This window comes from Rossellomorea sp. NRS-1567, from assembly GCF_050467885.1.
GTDB classification, from domain to species: Bacteria; Bacillota; Bacilli; order Bacillales; family Bacillaceae_B; genus Rossellomorea; species Rossellomorea aquimaris_C.
Genome location: NZ_JBITPL010000024.1, coordinates 46,219 through 68,812, shown reverse-complemented (window position 1 = coordinate 68,812; position 22,594 = coordinate 46,219). Strand labels below are relative to the sequence as shown.

Here is a 22,594-nt window from a genome sequence, read left to right as displayed (position 1 = left end):
CCCGTTATCGGGCTAGGGTATAAGCCGGTTGGCCGTACCCGAAAAGGTTAGTATGGCGACATATTAACGAACTGGGGTGGCACCGCGATAGATAATCTCGCCCCCAAGATCAACGTCTTGGGGGTGGGATTTTTTTGTTTCACAAAACATATCGCGGGGAGGAATAACCAATGAGGAAGTGGAAGTATCCTTTATTGCTGCTAGCAGGCATCGGGATTTCGAATGTAGGAGGGTGGATTTATTTAATCGCCCTAAATTTGATTGTTTTAGACGAGTGGGGATCACCTCTGGCAGTGGTGATTTTATATGTATTGAAGCCTGTGGCGGCCCTTTTGACAAATGGCTGGGCTGGAAGCTTGATTGACCGGGTCAACAAGCGGAATCTGATGGCAGGGCTTGATTTTTTCAGAGGAGTGTTGATTGCGGTACTGCCTTTTCTTTCGTCGAGTTGGTGGGTGTATGCGGTTGTGTTGATCATCAATATGGGAAGTGCCATGTTTTATCCGGCGTCCATGGCGTACATCACGACCTTCATCCCACGGGGGAACAGACAGCGCTTCAATGCTCTCCGGGGGCTGATCGGATCGGGTGCGTTTCTCATTGGACCGGGAATTGCCGGACTTATGTTCATGATGGGGACACCGACGTTTGCCCTTTATATGAATGCACTGGCCCTCTTTTTATCAGGAGTGATCACCCTCTTGCTACCGAAGCTAGAGGATGGGATTCCCGTTGATACAGGTGATACCAAATGGGAAGTCATCAAAGAGGATTGGCGGTTGGTGTGGAGATTCAGCCGGCGCGCTACTTATGTGATGGTCCTTTACGTCTTGTTCAGCATCCTGATTGTAATGACTGCAGCGCTCGATTCCCTTGAGGCCGCATTTTCTAAAGAGGTATTGCACCTTTCGAACAGTACGTATGGATATCTTGTAAGCATTGCAGGGGGAGGATTTGTACTGGGGTCGATCCTGAACGCGTCCCTTTCCCATAAGCTCCATCACATGCATCTTATGGGATTTGGTTCTCTGCTCGTTTCCGGAGGATATCTGATTTATTCTTTCTCGGAAGGTTTCTTATTAGCGGCGATCGGGTTCGCTGTTTTATCCTTCGCGTTGGCTTTTGCGACTACAGGGTTTGAAACCTTTTACCAAGAACATATTCCCGTCGAGATAATGGGACGGGTAGCCAGTATTTATGGATTGCTGGAAGGGGTATTGGTCATCCTTTCTACGGTGCTTATTGGAGTGGGAGCCGAGTTGGTGTCGATCCGTTTTGTTGTGATTGCGGGTTCGATGATCATGCTTGGGGTCACAGTGATTTTATATATAGGCTCTACCAGGAATTTTTGGGAAAAACAGTTAAGACGTAATTCTGAATGTTATAATAAATAGAAAAGACACAAAGGGGGTCAGTGGATGAAGATGACGGCTGATCAATACTGGGACCGGTGGGAAGAGTTGATGGGCCGGGAAGAAGCAAGTTATGAGAAGTGGAACGGTTTAGAGGATCTGTTGTCCATTGCGCAGAAAGAAAAGGACCTCTATAAGGAGTTTTGCTGCCGGTTCGGGATCATGAGGACCGTCAACTATCTTGGGGAGTATGAGGAATTATTCGATCATTTCGAGTGGTGCAACGGCTTCTTTTTAGATAATGAAGAGAACCTGCAGGATTGGGTGGAAAGCTTCTTCTGGATCTATAAATGGATGGCGGAGCATCTGGTGAAGATGCCCGGCATTGACACGGAGCTGTTAGATGCCTTTTTCAGTGACTTTCAAGAAGCGTATGACCGTTATGGCTATAGTCTGCGTCCTTTTTATCAGCATCAGCATAAACGGGCGTTGAAAACAGGGAATGCAGAGGAAGCGGAAGAGTATTATCAAAAATGGATAGCAGCGGAAAGGGACTCGCTTTCAGACTGTGAAGCCTGTGAATATCAGACACAGCTGGAGTATTTTTATTTTACCGGGGAAAAGGAAAAAGCCCGTCCCATTGAAATGCTTTTATTATCCAAAGAAGTGACCTGTGGTGAAATTCCCCACTTGACCTATAGTAAGTTGCTCTTGCCCTATCTTGAAGATGGTCGGGTGGAGGAAGCCTCACACTATCAGTCAGAAGGATATTTTTTCATTTATGATAAGCCACACTTTTTAGTCGAAGCTTCCGAACATATCAGGTTTCTTGCTTTAACGGAACCAGTCAGGGGAATTAAAGTATTGGAGCGTCACATCGAGTATGCGGATAGTGGGAAGGATCCTTACGGGATGTTTTACTTTTATATGAGTGGGATTGTTCTTCACCGTAAGCTTGTCGAAGCCGGTCATCGTCCGGGATTTGCCATTGATGTGATGAGTGAGATTGCAGAAGAGATCGCCGGGGATTTTGATGAGAGGAACGGGAATGATTTCTTCAGTCGGGAGATGGAGAGGATTTATTCTCTGTAACAAATATTGACAGCCCCTGCATATCTATATATAATCATCTAAAATAACTGAAACATTGCCGAGGATCAGTAAAGGGATCTTGTCTTTTCAGAGAGGGAGCTAAATTGGTGAAAAGCTCCCATTGATGAACCTTTGAACCTGCCTCTAAGTTCTGTATCGAATGAAGATATCAGCGGTCCGATACCGTTATCATGGAATGAGTGTAAAGCTTTGCTTTGAATCAGGGTGGTACCGCCAGAAATGGTCCCTGATGAGAAGCAGGGCTTTTTTTGTTTTATGGGTGTAGGCGATTCGCTGATAAAATGAAAATTTCGCTGATAAATCCGGGATTTCGCTCGATAAAATCAGGATTTCGCCGTTAAATCTAAAATATCGCCGATAAAATCAAAATATCGCCGTTAAAATTAATCCAACGAAAAATGAGGTGCTCACAAATGGTAAAAGAATTTGTAAAAGATGTAACGGGCATGGAAGAAGACTTTGCTCAGTGGTATACGGATGTCGTGACGAAGGCGGAGCTGATCGATTACTCGAGCGTCCGCGGGTCGATGATCATCAGGCCTTACGGATACGCACTTTGGGAAAATATCAAGGATGCCCTCGATGCAAAAATAAAAGAAACAGGGCATGAAAATGTGTATATGCCACTCTTTATACCGGAAAGCCTTCTTCAGAGAGAGAAGGATCATATCGAAGGCTTCGCACCTGAAGTGGCATGGGTGACTCATGGAGGGGAAGAGGAGTTAGCGGAACGACTATGCGTGCGTCCGACTTCTGAGGTATTGTTCGGGGAGCACTACAAAAACATCATCCACTCTTACCGTGACCTGCCTAAGCTCTACAATCAGTGGGCCAATGTGGTCCGCTGGGAAAAGACGACCCGTCCATTCCTGAGAACTTTGGAATTTCTGTGGCAGGAGGGGCATACGTGCCACGAGACCGATCAAGATGCTCATGATGAAACGGTGAAAATGCTGGAGGTGTACGCGGAGCTTTGTGAAGAACTGCTGGCGATACCGGTCATCAAGGGTCAAAAAACAGAAAAAGAAAAGTTTGCCGGTGCTAAATATACGTATACGATCGAAAGCCTGATGCATGACGGGAAGGCATTGCAATCCGGAACGTCCCATCATTTAGGTGACGGATTTGCGAAAGCGTTCGGGATTCAATTCACAGACCGTGATGGGAAGCTCCAGCATGTGCAGCAAACGTCCTGGGGATTCACGACCCGGATCATCGGTGCCATGATCATGGTCCACGGTGATGACCGTGGCCTGGTCGTTCCACCACGGATTGCGCCAACTCAGCTGATGATTGTACCGATTGCCCAGCACAAAGAAGGCGTCCTTGATTTTGCCTATAACCTGAAAAGTCAGCTTGCTTCCATCGCTCGTGTTGATATCGACGCGAGTGATAAGAAGCCGGGCTGGAAATTTAATGAATATGAAATGAAGGGCATTCCACTTCGTCTTGAGGTCGGTCCACGGGACATCGAGAACGGTCAGGTAGTGTTAGCGAGACGTGATACAGGAGAGAAAATCACGGTTGCCATGGAAGAGCTGGAGGGGAAAGTAGCAGAACTTCTGGAAGACATTCAACACAATCTTTTAGAAAAAGCGAGAGCTCACCGCGATGAAAAAACCACCGTAGCCAAAACCTTTGAAGAATTCAAAACGACGGTTAGGGAAAAAGGCGGATTCGTCAAAGCGATGTGGTGTGGTGACAGGGCTTGTGAAGACAAGATCAAGGAAGAAACGAGTGCCACATCACGGTGCATGCCGTTTGTGCAGGAGCAGGTGTCGGTTACATGTGTGTGCTGTAATAAGGATGCGAAACATTTGGTGTATTGGGCGAAAGCGTATTAAGAGACAAAAGAATGGTTCTTCCGTCCTTTTTCTTCCTAAAGCCTTCTTTTTCCCGTGTTTGATTAATAAACATAGGTAAAGGAGGCATCGATTATATGGAATTTGAACTCATCCTCGTTTTATTCATGGCAGTCGTGGTGATCAGCCTTTGGGTCGTGCATTCCAAGCTTAACCGGATCACCGAGCATGTGCAGCAGCTGGATGAAGAATACTTGTCCGATGAGCAGATTGAGAAGGAATTAGAGGAAGAATGGTATAAAGACAAGTAATGATGAAGGCGTTTCTCAGCAGAGGGACGCCTTCCGTTTTTTTGCAAAAGGACTACCATTCTAAATGGCTGGTTGATACTATTAAAAATAGAAACAAACGAAAAGGGAGGGGCAAGGATGAAGCAAAAGGAATTGATCATCGAAACACCCAGGTTGGTCATCAGACCCTTTGTAAACCGGGATTACGAAAACTGGTTAAGGGAACATCTGAACAGGCTCCCATCCCAGCATAAATATGACGTTGGCTATCAGGACATGAGCGAGTGCACGGAGTTTTGGTACAGGGAGATGCTTCTGAAGCATGATGAGATGATCGATCGGGACCAGGTCTATATTCTAGGGATCTTTCTGAAAGAAGGTGGCGCGAATATTGGGACCATCGACTTCTCCACTCTGATGCGGTACAACTTTAACTGGGGCAGGGTCGGTTATATGATACATAATCGCTACTGGAACCGTGGCTACGGGAAGGAAGCGGTGAAGGCAGCCCTTCAGCTGGCTTTTGTGAAATTGAATTATCACAGGATCGAGGCCCATATCAATCTCGATAACGCTCCATCGATCAGCCTTGCAGAAGGTGTCGGCATGCAGTATGAGTGCACGCGGAAAGGATTCATTTATGAGTTTGGGAAGTGGACGGATAATCTGGTGTATTATGTGAATGCCGGTGAATCATAAAAAAACGATGAGAGCTCATGTGCCCTCATCGTTTTTTTATTATAAGCCTTCGATGGTCAGTTCTTTCACTGGCAGGAATTCTTCCCCTGTATCCATGTACTTCACGTTCACCTTGTCATTTTCCTTCAGGTAGATCGCAAGTAAGCTGCTTTCGGAAGAGACGATATAGTTTTGGCCATTGTCGAGTAAGAATGATACGACCGTGTAGTCACCTGTCTTTTCTTTATAGACACGGACGACTGTACCATTTGTCTGTTTTTCCTCAGCTTTCGAACTGCCGTCCACACTGCCGCCTCCCCGTTGAAGCGCGGTTTTGTATTGCTTCAATGCCTGGTTTGGGGTATTCGCATAGGCTGAGATTTCCGGGTTGGCTGCCGAGACGATGAAGTAGTTTTGTAAGAAACCATTCGCATCGAGCACCGGAGTCAGCCAGCTTGCCTCTCCATAGAAATTATAGAGCACCGGCATTTCGCCATCCCATTTTTTCTCGATGAATTTCTTTTGGATAATCTGCAGGGCACCCTGTGAATCCATGTAGGAATCTTCAAGATTTCCTGTATAGAACGTCGCTTCTCCCGTTCTTGAGTTCGTTAAGGAGTAACCGAGCATGGAATCGACGCCTTCTTTTGGCGAGGTGAAATCGGTGAAGTAGTACATGTCACCATTTTCGTCAAAAATAGGGCTCACATTGGCTTCGGTCCCTTCATCAGAAGGAAGCTTGACGTCTGATTTACCGAAGCGGCTGTTCCAGAATCCTTGAACGTAGTTACCGAAATAACTGTTTTGGAGACTGACGGTTTCTGGTGAAATCGCGCCGTCAATGAAAGCCGGTACTTCATCGATTTTGTATGACTTGGTATCACCGGATTTCGGATCGACCATGACGATACCTTTCGCTTCAAATCCGTTACGTGCGGAAATGAATTCACCGTATGTTTGAATATAGAATGGCTTTCCTTCGTCATCGATCTCAAGCTGAACATCCCCATTGAAGATCTGCTTCGGATAGTTCAAGCGGATGTGTCGCTCGATTTTTTTATTAAAGAAAGCAGAAGGTGTGTAGACCATTTCTTCTTTGATGAATTTAGGGTTTGATGATGAGTCGGTGGCACTTAGGGTGAAGTAACCAGGTGTTTCATCTCCCTTGAACCATTTGAAGAATCCGGAGAATTCAACAGGTGCAATGTAGACGTACTCCCCATTGACCTTCTGAATCTGCAGGCGTCCAAGCTCATAGTAACTCGTATTCGGAACCTGACCGAATGCTTTCTTCATCTTGTTGCGGGCGAATTGTGGAGGGACGCTTGCAGGCGTTTCCTTCTCATCAAACGCTTCGATTTCCGTTTTTACGTCCATTTGCGCAGATTCAAATTTCTGATCGGCGTTGAACACAAAGGCGGTCAGGAAGTAAGCCCCGACGAGGAGACTTCCAAGGAACAGTGCACCCTTCACCATTCGTTCGGTCCCGGTTGCAAGTGTAGCACCGAATCCTGCGGCTACGATGAGTAAGATCCACATGCTTGTAAAGTTCTGATCGAGATTCGTCATGTAATAGAAGACGAATACAATGATCGTTGTGATAAGGAGGGTGGCCCCGAACAGTGCGGCAAATGACGGATACCCCTCTTTTTTATTCTGCTTTTTCATGATTGTCACCGGTACGACGAGTAAGGCCATGACCAATCCGACAATAACTGAAAATAGTAATATATTTCCCATAGTGTTCCCCTTTCAAGTGCTTCTGTTTATAGTGTATATACGGATGAGGGGGTGGGGAGGTTTCATTTGTTTTTTTTTTGGGGAGCGTTCGGTTGGTAGGGGCGATCTGCAATCAAGGTCATATATCCAATCCAAGCATCATTCGCTATAATAAATAGAAAGAACTATTCAGGAGGATTTTATGGACATATTTGATATTGCGAGGATTGCGGGGGTGTCCAGGAAGACGGTGCAGCGGGTGCTTAACCATTCGGACCAGGTACGACCCGAGACACGTGATCGCATTCTGCAGATCATGGAGGAGCATCACTATCAGCCTAATGTTTCAGCGAGAAGGCTGGTAAAGAAAAAGACTCACACAATCGGGCTTTTTATCATTCAAGATCCTCAGAAGCATCGTATTTATTCGGATGACCTTTTTTACAGTGTGGTGATTGGTGCCATGATCAATGCCTGCTCAGAGCGGGGATATAATATGCTTGTGACCATGACGGATCTGAATGATTCCTCCCCCGTTTTAAAACTTTACCGTGAAAAGAGCATCGATGCGGGGATCATCATCAGTTGGAGCAACGTCCAATCAATCGTGGATCAAATTACATCAGCGGGCTTTTTGGTGGGAGTCTTTGATCAAAACAATGTGTCAAGGCAGGCACCTGAGATCCCGATGCCCTTATTACAAAACGAAGTGAGTGCGATGGTGGCGACCAATCACTTCATAGAGCTTGGTCATGAGGAGATTGGGATCATTACGGGTGATGAAGATAATTCTGCAGCAATGGAGCGTTTAAGAGGTTATCAAAAAGCGATGGAAGCAGCAGGGATCCCGATTCAATCGTCTTACATATATAAAGGGAAATTCAGCGAAGAATCGGGGAGGGATGCCATCAATCATTGGATCGGGCAGGGAACTCTTCCTTCTGCCATCGTGTGTTCCAATGATCATATTGCGTTCGGTGCCCTCGAGGCGTTAAAGCCAGCCAACCGGAAAGTTCCTGACGACGTGTCTCTCATTGGCTTTGATAATCTATTGCTTACGGAGTATACTTCTCCTGCATTAACGACCATGAATGTTCCCAGAGTTGAGATGGCGGTGTCCCTGGTGGAGCAGTTGATTCACAGAATCGAGGAGCTCCCCTATGAAAATATGAGTTCATTTCAAGCGACACTCGTCAAACGAGATTCCTGTCGTCAAAAAAAATAATAAGAGAAAAGAAAATGCTGTATTCCCAAGGAAGTCAGCATTTTTTTGATAGAGAAAGAGATTGTTATTGTAAAAAAATGTTGTCAAAGAGTGGGGTTGGTTTTATAGTTATATACAAATGTCCCACGTGAGACATAATTGAATACAGGAGGCGTTCCAATGATAAAAAAAGCAGTCACTTCTTTTACCGCCGCATGTCTCATCATGAGTCTTACACCAGGAAACATAGGAAAAGCAGCTCAGAAAGAAAAGCCTTTTCACCTCAAGGATTCGACATTAATAGATAAAACGATTGAAGGCGACCTGGTGATCACACCTGATGCCGGAAAGGACATTATCCTTGAAAACGTGACGGTTCACGGGAAGACCCTTATCAAGGGGAAAGCGCCTGATACCCTTCAGCTGTCCGATTCGGAGTTATATAATCTATCGGTTCAAGGACCTGGTCACCCTACAAAAATCACCGTCTCTGGAGAATCGATCGTCGAAGAAACCGTGTTGGATGGAAATGTATTGCTGGAAGAAAGAGAGATTACCTCCGCTGGATTCCAGGATGTAACCGTATCGGCATCCACGGTCAAAACGAAGAAGGCTAATTTAAAAGGCGAGTTCGAAACGATTACAACCACTGGTAAAAAAGGAGAGGCAGAAGTAGAACTTGACGGCGTTGCAGATCGGTTGGAAATGAACACGCTTTCAACTGTTAACCTTACTATGGATGCGTTAGTAAAGGAACTTACTGTATCGGCACCCGGTCAAGGATCGGTCATCGATGGAGAGGGTAACGTGGAGAAAGCAACCTTGAACGGCACCATTACATATAAGGGAGAAGAAACAAGTGATGCATCTTCTTTTGCTTCACCATGGTCCCTCGTATGGAATGACGAATTCAATCAGGCTGAGATTGACCGTGGAAAGTGGACGTTTGATATCGGCAACGGGTTTACCGATGCAAGCGGTGCGTATGTTCCGGGATGGGGGAATAATGAAAAACAATATTACACAGACCGTCCGGAAAACGCGAGGACAGAAGATGGGAAGCTGTTGATCACGGCCAAGAAAGAAGAATATGAAGGTTTTGCTTATACGTCATCCCGCTTAAAAACGAAGGGTCTTTTTTCAAAGGCATTTGGGAAATTCGAAATGAAGGCCTCTCTTCCAGTCGGGAAAGGCTACTGGCCTGCATTTTGGATGCTCCCGGAAGATGATAAGTATGGTGGATGGGCAGCCTCTGGGGAAATCGATATTTTAGAAGCCCAGGGAAGCAATCCACATGAAGCGATCGGGACTATTCATTACGGTGAAACGTGGCCGAATAACAAGTATACCGGCGCTCACTATGCCTTTGAAGATGGCTCGACGATTGCCGACGAGCATGTATATTCTGTTGAATGGGAGCCGGGGGAAATCCGCTGGTATGTAGACGGGAAACTCCGCCAAACCCAGAACAATTGGTATAGCAAAGGGACAGGCAATGCGGCCAACTTCACGTATCCTGCACCATTCGATCAGCCTTTCCACATGTTGTTGAATGTGGCGATCGGCGGGAATTTTGATGGGGACCCGACAGAGGATACGATGTTCCCTCAGTCCATGGACGTTGACTATGTGAGGGTTTATGATCTGACGGGAAGACCGTATCAAACGCCGGAGCTGCCTGTATTCGAACAGCAGCCATTACCGGAAGAGGCGAAACAGCCCCTTGAAGACGGAAACCTCATTTACAACAATGGGTTTGATCAGGAATGGGAAGACGTTGAAGGGATTACAGGAGTACCGAATACAGATCATTGGTATTTCTTGACCGTCCCTGATTTTGGAGGAAAAGCGAATGTGTCCCTTGATCAGGTTGAGGGAAGGAATTTTGCCAAAGTGGATATCCAAGAACCGGGAAGCCAGCCTTATGCCGTGCAGCTCATTCAAGATGTTTCTCTCGGGAAAGGCCGGTATTACCGTGTATCCTTCGATGCAAAATCGACGGGATCACGTCCGATCAACGTAAAAGTCGGCGGAGGTGAAAGCAGAGGATATGCAGCCTATTCAAACAGCGAATCATTTTCACTGCAAGACGGGGTGGAATCCTATGAAATGGTGTTCCAGATGACCGAGGAAAATGATCTTGCAGCACGTGTGGAGCTGAATCTCGGATTGTCCAAGCTGCCTGTGTGGATCGGGAATGTCCGGGTGGAGGAAATCCCACCGGTTCAAGTGGATCCGGATGCTTCCAAACCTGCCCTTCCAAGCGGGAACCTGATCTATAACGGAACGTTTGACCAGGGATTCCCTGACCGTTTGCTTTATTGGAAATTGGTAGATTCCGAGAATGCCGCATCGATGGGTGTTGATCCCGAAGAGCGGGTGTTTTCGACCAAGCTTTTAAATGAAACGGACGAAGTACAATTAGTGCAAAAAGGTGTTCAGCTTCAGGCTGGAAGTGAATATGAACTGAAGTTGGACGGGGTGGCTGAAAGTGCCCGCGATATTCAGATTGAGATGAGAAGCAAGGATGGAGAAGTTTCTTATGTAACGGAAACGATTCCTTTGAATTCTGATTGGGAAAGTCATGCTATGGCGTTCACGATGCCGGATGTGACGGACTTGGAAGCGCAACTGATCATCCACCTTGGAGGAAGCACTCAAGAGGTGAAGGTGGATAATATTAAACTATTGAAAAAAGTGGAACCCGTTGATCCGTTCCCTATTAAAAATGGGTCCTTTGATAATGGCTTAGCCCCTTGGGAGTCCTACATCCATTTTGATGCAGGAGCAAGTATTCAGCATGTTGATGGGGAAGCGCATATCTCCATCGGGAATGAAGGGAAGGAACCATGGAGCGTTCAACTCTTTCAGGGGAATCTGGTGCTTGAGCCCGGGAAAGAATACACGCTTTCCTTCGATGCAAGCTCTTCAGTAGCCCGGACGATGGAAGTGACGCTGGAAAACAGTCAATATACGAGGTCTTTATCGGAAATTGCTGAGCTTAATGAAAATAAGGGTCGCTTTGAATATACGTTTACCCCCCCTGTGAGGGAGGAAACGAGTCTTAAGTTTCTACTGGGTGCTACTGGAGAGGTGCTTGGCGCTCATGATGTAGTAATTGATAATGTGGAGTTGAAGTAGGAAGTGGAGTACAGCGTCTTTGGGCGTTGTACTTTTTTTGGTTAGGGTTTGTGGGAAGCTGGTGGATGAGTGAAAGCTTTGGATAAAATGTTAGGTCGGAAGGGGGCTTGCATTTTTTGTCGAGAACAGTAGAAAGGTCGATATACGGGTGGTTTTGGTTGATAAAAAGAATTAACGGTCGATAAAATGAAAATAAGGTTGATATATTGAAAATACGGTCGATAAATCTCTGTAACGGTCGATATTTCTCAAAGCTCCCAAAGTCACACCAGCAATAACTATTCCAAAACCCAAAACACATCCGATTCCCACCCACATCCTGGCAAAAACGACTCAAAACTTTTTCCAAACACACAAAAAAACAGCCAATCCAAGATCAGCTGCTTTCTCCGTCACCCAACACCACTTCAACCCCGAAGTGATCCGAAACAACAGGTTTATTCACATTATTAAAGATGACACGTGAAGACTTAACATCCACTTTCTCACTGGACAGTACAAGATCAATCCTTAAATCGACCTTATTCTCATCCCAACCTGCAATCTTCCCTTCAACGGTGACGCCGCGGTCCCGTTCAACAGCCTCATCAAATGTGTCGACAAGCCCTTTTGAAAGGAGATAATCATATCCTTCCTCACGAACCAGGGCATTATTGTTGAAGTCGCCCATTAAAAAGTAGGGGGATTCAGGAGTGACTTGTTCCATCAAGGAATCAACTTGAAACTTGAACGGTTCTTCTTCGTCCGTCCACCAGCCGAGGTGGCAGGAGTAGAACGTGAGGGGCTTTCCTTCATATGAAATCGTGGCCCCTACGATCTTCCGGGTTTTCCAGTAGGATTGGTCATGGCTTTTTGAGATGAAGAAGCGGTGTTCTTCTATGACCAGGTGCTTCGTCAATATCGCCACGCCTTCTTCATAGACGTCGTACCCGATATGAGCGAAGTCCCAGACGAGTGTGTAATCCGTCTCGCCGCATTTCTCCAATTCCCCAAGAAGGACGAGGGCAAAATTGTCTTTTTTAACTAAGCCCTCCACCGGTTCACTTTCGATCAGCTGACTGACTTCCTGCAAGGCGATGACATCGTAGCATTTCTCCGCGATGTCAGTTGCCAGGATCGAGATTTTTTCGAGTTGGTTGTCTTCTTGCCATGAGTGACAATTCAACGTGAGTAATTTCATGTATTACGCTCCCAGCAGATCTTGAATGTCAGACTTGATGACGTCTGCTTTCGGACCATAGATGGCTTGGACGCCTTTGTCTTTCAGGATGAGTCCCAATGCTCCGTTTTTCTTCCATTCCTGTTCAGTCCCGACAAGGCTTGTGTCTTTTACTGTTACACGAAGGCGGGTCATACATGCATCCACGTCTACGATGTTATCTTTACCGCCAAGCATGGCAACGACTTTCGGAGCGATGGAATCGGCACTTACGGTACCGCCGCCGGTTGCCGCTTCATCTTCAATGTAGTTACCGTTACGACCCGGCGTAGGGAAGTTGAACTTTTTGATCAAGAAGTTGGCAACCGTAAAGTTAAGGCCAAAGAATACGATACAAGCAACCACAAAGTTCACTAGGTCGACCCATAGGCCTGCTTTGAGAATCATCGGGACACGAGTCAACAGCTCGATGGATCCGAAAGAGTGAACGCGGATGTTGACGATATCCACAATCGCGAAAGCAAGTCCCGTCATGATGGCATACACCACATATAAAAGTGGGGCTGCGAACATGAACATGAATTCGATAGGCTCTGTAACACCTGTTAAGAATACGGCTAAACCAGCTGATAGGAACATAGACTTGTATTTCTTCTTCTTGTCTTTATCCACATTGCGGTACATGGCATAAGCGATACCGATCAGGGCAGCTGTGGATAAAATCATTTGACCTACTTTGAAGCGGGCAGGTGTTACGTCATTTAATAATTGCTTGTAGCCTTCTGTATCTCCTGCAGCTAGGAAGTTGTTTAAGTCAGCGATCCAGGCAAGCCATAGTGGATCTTGACCGGCAACCGTCGAACCTGCACCTGAACCAGTCAGGATTTTGTACGTTCCGCCGAGTTCCGTATAGTTGATTGGAACCGTTAACATATGATGCAGACCGAATGGTAATAATAGACGCTCTAACGCACCGAATACAAATGGTGCAATGATTGGTGCCGTGTTCCGGGAAGTTGCGATCCATTGACCGAAGTCATTCAGTAACCCCTGGATGACTGGCCATACAATCGCCATGATGACAGCAATGACGATGGAGCCCACAATCACGACAAATGGTACGAAACGTTTTCCGTTAAAGAAGGAAAGGGCATCGGGTAATTTACTGTAGTTATAATATTTGTTGAAAAGATTGGCTCCTAAGAAACCTGAGATGATCCCGACGAATACACCCATGTTTAAAGCAGGTGCACCAAGGACCGATGTGAAATAATCAGAAACCACTAATGTTTGTCCAAAAAGGGAAGAGACCGTTGCTTCAAGATCACCGAGCATATCTCCATTGACTCCGAAGATCGCTCCTGTAATACGGTTGATCAGGATGAAGGCGATCAGCGCAGCGAAGGCACCGCCTGCACGTTCTTTCGCCCACGAGCCACCGATGGCCACGGCGAACAGGATGTGAAGGTTGGTGATGACTCCCCAACCGATATCCTCCATTACTCTTGCAATCGTTTGCACTAATGTGATGTCTCCACCCATCATCGCAATCAACTTACCGAGGGAAATCATGATCCCTGCAGCTGGCATGACGGCCACTACTACAAGCAACGCTTTCCCGAACTTCTGCCAAAAATCAAACGACAATAAATTCTTCATAAACCCGTATCCTCCTTAAATATCAATCTATTTGTCTATATATTTTACATGGAATGACATGTGTGCGTTTACATTTCAGATTAAATGAAATGCTGATTGGTGCGTCTTCCTCATTAGAGTGTGATGTAACATGAAAATAGATGCAACCGTTTGCACTAACTAAACACATTTTATGATATCCCTTTCAAGAAAGCAACAACAAAATATTATTTTAGTAAAATATTATTAGCTGGAGGGACGGACCTTGGTAGGGGAAGCTGTGTTGCAGGGAATGTGGATAACTACCCTGGTTGTTTAGTAGTGGGAGGAATGGAAGGGAGGGATGTATTCGTGGATTGTGGATTGTGGATAATTTTAAGGGGAGAAAATAGTTGAGTCATTGTGGATGGAATAAGGATGTGGATAAGTGGTGGAGGATCGATGGACCGACATTCTATTTCATCATTACAATTACATCCCTCTGACGAATTCACATAGTATTCAAGAAAAAAGCATCCAATCTCTCAAGATTGGATGCTTATCAACATTATTTCAACAATCGCAGACCATTTAAGATAACCAAAATCGTACTACCCTCATGGCCAATCACTCCATAAGGGAGATCCAGGATTTGCAGGAAGTTCGACGCGATCAGCAGCATGATCACAGTAATTGAAAAAACCACGTTTTGTTGGACGATCCGTTTCATTTTTTTCGATAGTTTAATGGCTTCCGCAATTCGGGTAAGGTCATTTTTCATCAACACGACATCGGCTGTTTCCAGGGCGACATCGGTTCCTTCACCCATGGCGATTCCGACGTTTGCCGTTGCGAGCGCCGGAGCATCGTTGATCCCGTCCCCAACCATACCGACCGTGCCGAATTGGCGTTTCAGCCTTTTCAGTTCGTCTACTTTCGTTTCCGGCAGGCACTCGGCAATGAAGGAGGCAACCTTGGCTTCTTCGGCGATGGCACGGGCCGTCTTTTCATTGTCTCCTGTCAGCATGATCGTTTGGATGCCTTCTTCTTTTAGGAGTTGCAAAGCTTTGATGGTTTCTTTACGCACAACGTCTTTTAATGCGATCAAAGCGACAATTTCATTCTCTTTGGCAACGAAGACCGTCGTTTTTCCTTCAGAAGCGATTCGTCCAAAGGCACCATCCATAAATTGTTCTGCTAACACTTTATCCACAAAATCGGCTTTCCCGATTTTCCATTCGGCACCGTCCACCACCGCTCTGACCCCCCAACCGGATACGTCTTCGAGGGAATCAGGCTGTGAGAGTTCCAGGTTTAACTCGCGGGTTGCGTGGCGGACGATGGCTTGAGCAAGTGGATGATTCGACTGGTTTTCAATCGAAGCAACGGTAGCCATGACTTCACGCTCATCCACATGATCCGCAACCACTATATCGGTTACGACTGGTTTCCCCTTCGTCAACGTTCCCGTTTTATCAAAGGCAATCGCTTTGATGTTGCTTAAGTTTTCCAAGTGGGCGCCGCCTTTGAAAAGAATTCCGTGGCGGGCACCGTTTGAAATGGCCGATAAACTCGCTGGCATGATCGCGGCAACCAGTGCACAAGGAGAAGCAACAACAAGCAGGACCATTGCCCGGTAGAATGTTTCCGTCCAGCTCCATCCGAGGAAGAAGTGTGGAACGAACATCATCAGGAATACTACGGCAAGCACGACTTTTACATAGGTCCCTTCAAAGCGTTCGATGAACTGCTGGGAAGGCGATTTCTCGCTTTGGGCTGATTGCACCAGATCAATGATTTTTTGGAAAAGGGTTTCGCTGCTTGGTTTGGTCATTTCAACCGTGATGGCACCGTTGATGTTGACCGTTCCAGCGAACACTTCATCTCTTTGACCTTTTGTTACAGGGACGGCTTCCCCTGAAATAGCTGCTTCATCGATGGACGTTGTTCCTTTTACGACAACACCATCTGTTGGCACGCGTTCACCTGGTTTAATTAAAATATGGTCGCCGATCTCAAGACTTGAAACGTGGACTTTCTTTTCACCAGATCCTGTCACGAGCCATGCTTCTTCAGGCTGAAGCTGCATGAGTGCGGAAATTTCCTTCTGACTTTTGTTCATGGTATACGTTTCAAGGGCGCCACTGACTGCGAAGATGAAGATGAGGATGGCGCCCTCTGTCCAGTAACCGATGATGGCAGATCCGACAGCGGCAAAAATCATCAGCATTTCTACATTCAGTTCTTTGTTTTCGATGGTTTCTTCGATTCCTTCTTTGGCTTTGGCGAACCCGCCGATGGCAAAGGCGAGGAGATAGAAGACGATGCTTAAGGTGGAGTCATTGTTAGACGTCAACCATCCCAATAAAATAAACACACCACTGACCAGTGCGGCGATCAATTCTGCATGAGGCTTTATTTTTTCAAAGAAGTTTATTTTTTCATTAGGTGTCCCCATGGTTAAGGCTTTGGATTGTGAGCTCATAGCGTATTCCTCCTTTTTGTTAAATGAAAATATGAGATTCTCATTGAGAATAATAATCAACGTCAATACCCCTATAAAACGACGAAAGCTGCCACCAATGAAAGGTGACAGCAAAACTGCACGTGCTCTTAGATGATTTTATATGAAGTTAGTAATTTATAATTATTATAATCTAATCCTATCACATGTATATGAGAATGGAAAGAGTTTTGTGCTAGTTATTCTGGGTTATTTCACTGCGTCGGTTTTGAAGGGAAAAGACGAGTAGGCTCATAAAAATCATCAGCATCATGCATGCGATTAAATAGAAGAAACTCGAGCCTTTAAACCAGTCGATCGTGATCCCTCCTACGAATGGACCGATCATGCTTCCGAAGCTGAAAAAGATTCCGCACATGATGTTTCCGGCAGGAAGTAATTCTTTTGGCAGAAGATCCGTCATATAACTAATACCGAGTGAAAAAGTCGATCCGACGGCCATCCCGGCTAAAGTAAAGCAGATAAATAAGCCGATGGTGGATTCAGAGACGATTCCTGCGGCAGAAAAACAGAGGAAGCCGATCATCATGACGATGAGCAGGACATTTTGTCTGCCATATTTGTCACTCAGAATGCCAAGTGGAACCTGGGATATGATACTTCCTACTGCAAAAGCAGGTAAGAGGATCGCGACGGCTTCAATGGAGAGACCGTTTCGCAGTGCGAAAACAGGGAAGTTTCCATTTAATGAAGCTTCCAGGAATCCATATCCCAATGGAGGCAGCAGGGCGACCCAGGCATACTTGAGAACCTTTCCGAAACGGTGAAAAGATCCAAGGAACGAGGCACTGCCGATATTATGCTGGTCGGGGAATTCGTTTTGTAATTTAAAGACGAACATCCACACGGTCAGGCTTAATAAGGAAGAGATGATGAATGGCAGTGCTTGATGGATGGTGATGAGCTGTGTCATCATCGGTCCGACGGCAAAGCCGACTCCAAAAGAGACACCGTAGATGGATATGTTTCGTCCGCGATGTTCTTTCGATGAAAACGATGTGATCCATGTCTGGGTGGCGAAGTGAAGCATGTGATCGCCGATTCCGATGCAAAGACGCAGGAAGAACCAGAACCAGAAGGATTTCCAGACCGGGAACAGTAAGAGTGACGCTGCCACCACGATTCCCCCGATGATGATCATCGGTTTGTATCCGATCTTCTGAAGTGGTCTTTCCATTAATGGAGAGGCAAGTAAGATTCCGATATATAGTGCGGTTGCGTTTAATCCATTCAGGGAGGAAGAAACGCCGTCCTGTTCGAAAATAATGGCGATTAAAGGAAGAAGCATCCCTTGTGAGAATCCCGAAATCGCGACGATTCCGACAAGGACCCAGAAACGGAAGGTTAGTGTTTGATTCATTTGAAAAAACTCCCAATCATTGATGATTACTTCTTAGATGGTACCCCCAATTTCAATGTTTGGCAATATGAAACGAATAGAGTAAAATCAAAACATCTACTAACATAATAAGGAAGGAATGAAGTGAAAATGGAATTTAACATGCAAGAAGGCGGATTTTACACAGATTTAGGGTTTGGGAAGCTGGAGGTTTCGGGTAACGAAGAGTATGGCTTTCGTCCATTCCAATTATTGGTTTCATCCGTAGCCGTGTGCAGCGGGGGAGTCCTCCGCAAAGTCCTGGAGAAAATGCGCATCGAATTTGACGACATACATATCAAAGCCGACATAACTCGCAACGAAGCCGAAGCCAACCGCGTCGAAGCCATCTCCCTTCACTTCACCATCAGAGGGACGGACATCGACAAAAACAAAATTGAAAAAGCCATGAAGCTCACACGCAAAAACTGCTCCATGGTCCAATCCGTACAAGACAGCATCAAAATCGAAGAAACCTTTGAGTTAGTGCAGTAAAGCGTTGAGGGACGGACCTTCTAGGAGTATAAGACCTATTGTATCAAGGTTTATAACTAGATGAAGGTCCGTCCTTCAGTGCAGTAAAGTGATGAGGGACGGACCTCAAAACAGCACAAGCCCCATTGTATCAAGGTTATAACCCAGATGAAGGTCCGTCCCTCAATACACTCAATACAGTAAAATGGTAAAGGACGGACATCTATTTCAGCATAAACCCCACTACATAAAGGTTCTCATCTGATTCAGAGGTCCGTCCCTCTTTAGTTTTTCCTCTATAGGCTTAGTTCCTGGGGTTCTTTGCCTGTTTTTTCGTAGTAGAGGATGGTTTTGGGTGTGAGCTTGAGGAGCATGTATTCCGGGTCGTCGGGGCTTGCGATCCAGGATTTGAGTTGGTCGTTCCAGAATTTTTCTTTCAGCTCTTTGGATTCTTCGACGGAAGCCTCTGCTTCGATTTCTACATAGTGTTCATGATCGGAATCGCGGTCATGGCCCAGAAGGATATGAACATGAGGGTTCTGTGCGATGTCTTCTGCTTTGTGCGCATGCTCATTGGTTGCGGTGTAGAGTGTAAGGTCTTCATGGTAAAACATCATAAAGCGTGAATACGGTTTGTTGTCGCGAATCGTGGCAAGGGTGCCGATTTTATGGTGGGAAAACAGCTCAACGATCTTATCTTTTAAGGTTTGTGACATGGGTTGTACCTCCTAATTGGGTTCTATCTATAATGTGTCTCATCTCCCTTGATTTAAACAAATTTTCTTTAAGAAAGAAGGATCTTACACATGAATAAAGTATTTGCACTGCTTGTATTTGCAGGAGTTCCGATCTCGGTCATCGGCTCACTGCTTCATTGGCCGAATGTCATCATGTTCGTGATCTACTGTGTGACGATCATTGCCCTTGCAGCTTTTATGGGAAGATCGACGGAAAGTTTGGCCGTTGTGTCGGGACCCCGTATCGGCGGATTATTGAATGCGACCTTTGGAAATGCGGTAGAACTCATTATTTCTATTTTTGCGTTAAAAGCTGGTTTGATCGGCGTCGTGCTGGCGTCCTTGACGGGATCCGTGCTTGGGAATCTGCTCTTAGTTGCCGGGTTGTCTTTTTTTGTGGGGGGAATCAAGTTCAAACGTCAGAAGTTCAATGTGTTTGATGCCCGTCACAACTCGGGGCTCCTGATGTTTGCGATCATCGTGGCATTCGTCATTCCGGAAGTATTCGCCCAGGATATGAACGAAGCGAAGACCATGACCCTTTCCATCGGTGTTTCGGTCATCTTAATCGCCCTTTATTTATTTGCCTTATTCTTCAAGTTAGTGACTCACCGCGGGGTGTATCAGCATGAAAGCGAAGAGGGTGCGCACGCTCATGAAGAGCCGGAGTGGAGTAAGGGGAAAGCGTTGCTGATCCTTGCCGCTTCTACTGCAGCCGTTGCCTATGTATCGGAACGCCTTGTTCATACGTTTGAGGAGGTCGGGAACACGTTCGGCTGGAGCGAACTGTTCATCGGGGTCATCATCGTAGCCATCGTCGGAAACGCTGCCGAGCATGCGTCGGCGATCATTATGGCTTATAAAAATAAGATGGATATCGCTGTTGAGATTGCAGTCGGTTCTACCCTGCAGATTGCGATGTTTGTCGCGCCGGTTCTTGTGTTGATTTCTCTGTTTTTCGAAACGAGCATGCCGCTTGTGTTTACGTTACCGGAGCTTGTGGCCATGGTATCAGCCGTACTTGTCACGATCGTCATATCCAATGATGGAGAGACGAACTGGTTTGAGGGTCTTACCCTTTTGGCAGCCTACTTCATCATGGGGATTGGATTTTATCTACTATAATATAATGGAGAACCCGGCAGGTTAGTCTGTCGGGTCTTTTCTTTGTCCCGTAAAAAATTCGTGTGAACCGCCTACTCAATCCTGAATAAGATAACAGAAGAGTTTTTGTGCAAAGGAATGAGAATGGTGAGAAAAAAGAAAAAACCGATCTTAGGCAAAGTCATTGATTGTAAAATCGATTTAGCTCCCAGAGGATGTCCCGGGATTTTTCCCTTTGAAGGGTGTACAAATCCTACCATTCAACTAGATCAAAAAGGAATGATCAGCTGTGAAGGCATCATCAGTGGCAGAGTGCTTTGTGATTATCAACCCCTCCAAGGTGTCAAGGTTACTCTGTCGTCATCTTTCACGGGACTGATATTTGATAACGAGACTCCAGTCACGGACAGCACCGGCCGGTTTTCAACGAGAGTGACTGTGGCTCCGGGTACTTCGATCATACCTAACGTAATCGTGACCGCAACGGCAATGGTCATCGGGAAAACCATCTGGGATTCGATATCAGTAAGAGTGGAATGTATTAAATGTAAACATCCTGAACTTATGCTGGATCCGATCAAGGAACCGGTCGGGTGCAAGGGGGCAAAACTTTCTGGACGGCTCATTTGCGATGGAATGGCAATAGGGAATGCGGCCATTTCATTTATCATTGAATCACAATCCAAGCGTATAGTGATCACACCAAATCCTGCGATTACTCAGGGGGACGGGAAATTTACGGCAACCCTTGTCCTTTTTCCTGATGTGAAGGAGACCATTACAATTACAGCAATAACGAAACTCGGAGGTGAAAAGGTTACCTCAGAAACAAGAGAAGTGAAGGTTCGATGCGTCAAATGTAAGAATCCGGACATAAAGTTAACTAACTTAAAGAAAATCGATTGCCGTGCCATCGTGAGTGGGAAAGTTACCTGTGATGGCGTACCTCAGGCGAACGTCCCGGTAACATTAACCGGCTCCCCGATTCTGAAGTTTAAGCCGGCTGTCCCAGTGACCAATGAGAAAGGAGAATTTTCATCGGTCGTCAAGGTGAAAAACGGAACTAAGTTTCAGTCCGCTTTCTATAAAGCGGAAGCAATGGTGGATGGAAAAACAGTTTCGGACACTGATCAAGTCATTGCAGGCTGTGACAAGTGTGAAAAGCCTAAATTGACTCTCGAAGTTCCGTGCGAGGTCATCCCTTGTAAAGGCACTAAATTAACCGGACAATTAACATGTGACGGAATCCCTATCCGACATGCAGCGATCACGATTGCGATCATAGATTCATCGCCAGGTGCTGTGGAAGTGAATCCAAATCCTGCCCGGACCAATGAACATGGTGAATATGAAACGATGATCACTCCAGTCTCGGGGAAAGCCGAAGACATATCGATTCAGGCGACGACCATCTTTGGTGACACGGTGATCAAGTCGATGATCAAAACGGTCAAAATACAGTGCCAATGCAAATATCCGACCATTGAACTGGATCATATAAAAGAAATAGACTGCTGTGGAAAAGTGAGCGGTAAAGTATGTTGTGACAAGAAACCTCTGCATGATGTGAAAGTGAAATTGTCCAGTACGGTTTTACAGTTTGAACCCCAAGTTGTGTATACAGATGAACATGGCAGATTTACCAGTGACGCCAAAGTGCCGCCGAACACGCCGTTCAAAGACGTTATATATTCGGCAAGCGCCGTGATAGAGGATGAGGAAATCGTAGAAAAAGCCTTTGTTTATGCAGGCTGCCTGAAATGCAGTGAAGTGAAACTGACGTTTAAAGTGCCGCCGTATGTGGGATGCAAAGGAGCACGCCTTACAGGGAGAGTGCTGTGTGACTCCAGGCCACTAGAAGATATAAAGGTTTACTTTGAAGTAAAAGAAGAGCACTTTAAGGGGGCCATCGCACCCAACCCTGCCATCACAGACGAGGAAGGAAACTATTCAGCAAGAATCATTTCTGAATACGGAATGCATGATCGTATCTCAATCCAAGCTTATGTCATCATTGATGACAAAAATATTTCCACCAAGGCATATGAAGTGCACATCAAATGTGTCTGTCCACCGGAAGAGTGCTCCTGTAAGGATGATTAAAAAAGCAGCAGAGTTCAATGATGAACTCCGCTGCTTCTTTAGGGAATGTAGGAATGATTGAAAACAGGCCAGTATGCTTTGTAGGTAGAAGCCTGACTGTTTTCTTATACTTAATAGCATAAAATAATATTTGAATTTTGTAAATATTCTTTCAAATAAAGTTTTTGGGATAAGCTTTTTCAACTAGGAAAAACTAACG

At 45.8% G+C, this 22,594-nt stretch carries 16 protein-coding genes and 2 other annotated features (1 of these 18 cut by a window edge); of the genes, 10 read left to right on the top strand and 6 right to left on the bottom strand.

Annotation, left to right across the window (positions count from 1 at the left end; genetic code table 11):
* Positions 1 to 108: a binding site (T-box leader), on the top strand; it begins 143 nt to the left of the window's first position.
* Positions 109 to 170: 62 nt separating this feature from the next.
* From ACIFOD_RS16770 to ACIFOD_RS16750, 5 genes are all read left to right on the top strand, one after another.
* Positions 171 to 1,394 carry an MFS transporter gene (locus tag ACIFOD_RS16770; protein ID WP_430315579.1) on the top strand — a complete coding sequence of 408 codons (1,224 nt, stop codon included), beginning with the start codon at positions 171 to 173 and terminating at the stop codon, positions 1,392 to 1,394.
* A gap of 24 nt (positions 1,395 to 1,418) precedes the next feature.
* Positions 1,419 to 2,444, top strand: a complete 1,026-nt coding sequence (locus ACIFOD_RS16765; RefSeq protein ID WP_430315578.1) for a hypothetical protein — start codon at positions 1,419 to 1,421, stop codon at positions 2,442 to 2,444.
* Positions 2,445 to 2,490: 46 nt separating this feature from the next.
* Positions 2,491 to 2,696, top strand: a binding site (T-box leader).
* A 182-nt stretch (positions 2,697 to 2,878) separates the two neighbouring features.
* Positions 2,879 to 4,309, top strand: coding sequence for a proline--tRNA ligase (proS, locus tag ACIFOD_RS16760; RefSeq protein ID WP_430315577.1), 1,431 nt, complete (start codon positions 2,879 to 2,881; stop codon positions 4,307 to 4,309).
* A 95-nt stretch (positions 4,310 to 4,404) separates the two neighbouring features.
* Positions 4,405 to 4,578 carry a hypothetical protein gene (locus ACIFOD_RS16755; protein WP_187443194.1) on the top strand — a complete coding sequence of 58 codons (174 nt, stop codon included), beginning with the start codon at positions 4,405 to 4,407 and terminating at the stop codon, positions 4,576 to 4,578.
* Between the two features lie 117 nt (positions 4,579 to 4,695).
* Positions 4,696 to 5,256, top strand: a complete 561-nt coding sequence (locus tag ACIFOD_RS16750) for a GNAT family N-acetyltransferase (protein WP_430315576.1) — start codon at positions 4,696 to 4,698, stop codon at positions 5,254 to 5,256.
* Positions 5,257 to 5,295: 39 nt separating this feature from the next.
* On the opposite strand, the gene ACIFOD_RS16745 is transcribed toward ACIFOD_RS16750, so the two are convergent.
* Positions 5,296 to 6,975: a hypothetical protein gene (locus ACIFOD_RS16745; protein WP_430315575.1), complete on the bottom strand. Its 1,680-nt coding sequence runs from the start codon at positions 6,973 to 6,975 to the stop codon at positions 5,296 to 5,298.
* 181 nt (positions 6,976 to 7,156) lie between these two features.
* Between ACIFOD_RS16745 and ACIFOD_RS16740 the strand changes: the two genes are divergently transcribed.
* On the top strand, positions 7,157 to 8,179 hold the full coding sequence (locus ACIFOD_RS16740; RefSeq protein ID WP_430315574.1) for a LacI family DNA-binding transcriptional regulator: 1,023 nt from the start codon (positions 7,157 to 7,159) through the stop codon (positions 8,177 to 8,179).
* Between the two features lie 159 nt (positions 8,180 to 8,338).
* A complete protein-coding gene (locus tag ACIFOD_RS16735; RefSeq protein ID WP_430315573.1) occupies positions 8,339 to 11,299 on the top strand; it encodes a carbohydrate binding domain-containing protein in 2,961 nt (986 codons plus the stop codon).
* 376 nt (positions 11,300 to 11,675) lie between these two features.
* Here the strand turns inward: ACIFOD_RS16735 and ACIFOD_RS16730 are convergent, their stop codons facing one another.
* From ACIFOD_RS16730 to ACIFOD_RS16715, 4 genes are all read right to left on the bottom strand, one after another.
* Entirely contained in the window at positions 11,676 to 12,479 is an 804-nt protein-coding gene (locus tag ACIFOD_RS16730; RefSeq protein WP_430315572.1) for an endonuclease/exonuclease/phosphatase family protein, read from the bottom strand.
* 3 nt (positions 12,480 to 12,482) lie between these two features.
* On the bottom strand, positions 12,483 to 14,117 hold the full coding sequence (locus ACIFOD_RS16725; RefSeq protein ID WP_430315571.1) for a PTS transporter subunit IIBC: 1,635 nt from the start codon (positions 14,115 to 14,117) through the stop codon (positions 12,483 to 12,485).
* A gap of 526 nt (positions 14,118 to 14,643) precedes the next feature.
* Positions 14,644 to 16,560, bottom strand: a complete 1,917-nt coding sequence (locus ACIFOD_RS16720) for a heavy metal translocating P-type ATPase (RefSeq protein WP_430315570.1) — start codon at positions 16,558 to 16,560, stop codon at positions 14,644 to 14,646.
* 214 nt (positions 16,561 to 16,774) lie between these two features.
* Positions 16,775 to 17,959: an MFS transporter gene (locus ACIFOD_RS16715; protein WP_397552932.1), complete on the bottom strand. Its 1,185-nt coding sequence runs from the start codon at positions 17,957 to 17,959 to the stop codon at positions 16,775 to 16,777.
* Positions 17,960 to 18,088: 129 nt separating this feature from the next.
* On the opposite strand from ACIFOD_RS16715, the gene ACIFOD_RS16710 reads away from it, so the two are divergent.
* A complete protein-coding gene (locus ACIFOD_RS16710) occupies positions 18,089 to 18,472 on the top strand; it encodes an OsmC family protein (protein ID WP_430315764.1) in 384 nt (127 codons plus the stop codon).
* Positions 18,473 to 18,747: 275 nt separating this feature from the next.
* Here the strand turns inward: ACIFOD_RS16710 and ACIFOD_RS16705 are convergent, their stop codons facing one another.
* The gene (locus ACIFOD_RS16705) at positions 18,748 to 19,167 is read right to left on the bottom strand and encodes a pyridoxamine 5'-phosphate oxidase family protein (RefSeq protein WP_113968708.1); all 420 of its coding nucleotides are present in this window, start codon (positions 19,165 to 19,167) and stop codon (positions 18,748 to 18,750) included.
* A 90-nt stretch (positions 19,168 to 19,257) separates the two neighbouring features.
* Between ACIFOD_RS16705 and cax the strand changes: the two genes are divergently transcribed.
* Positions 19,258 to 20,313 (top strand): calcium/proton exchanger, encoded by a 1,056-nt coding sequence (gene cax, locus ACIFOD_RS16700; protein ID WP_113968709.1) that lies wholly within the window; start codon positions 19,258 to 19,260, stop codon positions 20,311 to 20,313.
* Between the two features lie 123 nt (positions 20,314 to 20,436).
* Positions 20,437 to 22,395 (top strand): hypothetical protein, encoded by a 1,959-nt coding sequence (locus ACIFOD_RS16695; RefSeq protein WP_430315569.1) that lies wholly within the window; start codon positions 20,437 to 20,439, stop codon positions 22,393 to 22,395.
* The last annotated feature ends 199 nt before the right edge of the window (positions 22,396 to 22,594 follow it).

Coding starts and splice junctions, on each gene's coding strand:
- ACIFOD_RS16770 (WP_430315579.1), top strand. CDS start 171: ATGAGGAAGTGGAAGTATCCTTTATTGCTGCTAGCAGGCATCGGGATT.
- ACIFOD_RS16710 (WP_430315764.1), top strand. CDS start 18,089: ATGGAATTTAACATGCAAGAAGGCGGATTTTACACAGATTTAGGGTTT.
- ACIFOD_RS16740 (WP_430315574.1), top strand. CDS start 7,157: ATGGACATATTTGATATTGCGAGGATTGCGGGGGTGTCCAGGAAGACG.
- ACIFOD_RS16755 (WP_187443194.1), top strand. CDS start 4,405: ATGGAATTTGAACTCATCCTCGTTTTATTCATGGCAGTCGTGGTGATC.
- ACIFOD_RS16730 (WP_430315572.1), bottom strand. CDS start 12,479: ATGAAATTACTCACGTTGAATTGTCACTCATGGCAAGAAGACAACCAA.
- ACIFOD_RS16750 (WP_430315576.1), top strand. CDS start 4,696: ATGAAGCAAAAGGAATTGATCATCGAAACACCCAGGTTGGTCATCAGA.
- ACIFOD_RS16745 (WP_430315575.1), bottom strand. CDS start 6,975: ATGGGAAATATATTACTATTTTCAGTTATTGTCGGATTGGTCATGGCC.
- ACIFOD_RS16715 (WP_397552932.1), bottom strand. CDS start 17,959: ATGAATCAAACACTAACCTTCCGTTTCTGGGTCCTTGTCGGAATCGTC.
- ACIFOD_RS16695 (WP_430315569.1), top strand. CDS start 20,437: ATGGTGAGAAAAAAGAAAAAACCGATCTTAGGCAAAGTCATTGATTGT.
- ACIFOD_RS16765 (WP_430315578.1), top strand. CDS start 1,419: ATGAAGATGACGGCTGATCAATACTGGGACCGGTGGGAAGAGTTGATG.
- ACIFOD_RS16725 (WP_430315571.1), bottom strand. CDS start 14,117: ATGAAGAATTTATTGTCGTTTGATTTTTGGCAGAAGTTCGGGAAAGCG.
- ACIFOD_RS16705 (WP_113968708.1), bottom strand. CDS start 19,167: ATGTCACAAACCTTAAAAGATAAGATCGTTGAGCTGTTTTCCCACCAT.
- cax (WP_113968709.1), top strand. CDS start 19,258: ATGAATAAAGTATTTGCACTGCTTGTATTTGCAGGAGTTCCGATCTCG.
- ACIFOD_RS16720 (WP_430315570.1), bottom strand. CDS start 16,560: ATGAGCTCACAATCCAAAGCCTTAACCATGGGGACACCTAATGAAAAA.
- ACIFOD_RS16735 (WP_430315573.1), top strand. CDS start 8,339: ATGATAAAAAAAGCAGTCACTTCTTTTACCGCCGCATGTCTCATCATG.
- proS (WP_430315577.1), top strand. CDS start 2,879: ATGGTAAAAGAATTTGTAAAAGATGTAACGGGCATGGAAGAAGACTTT.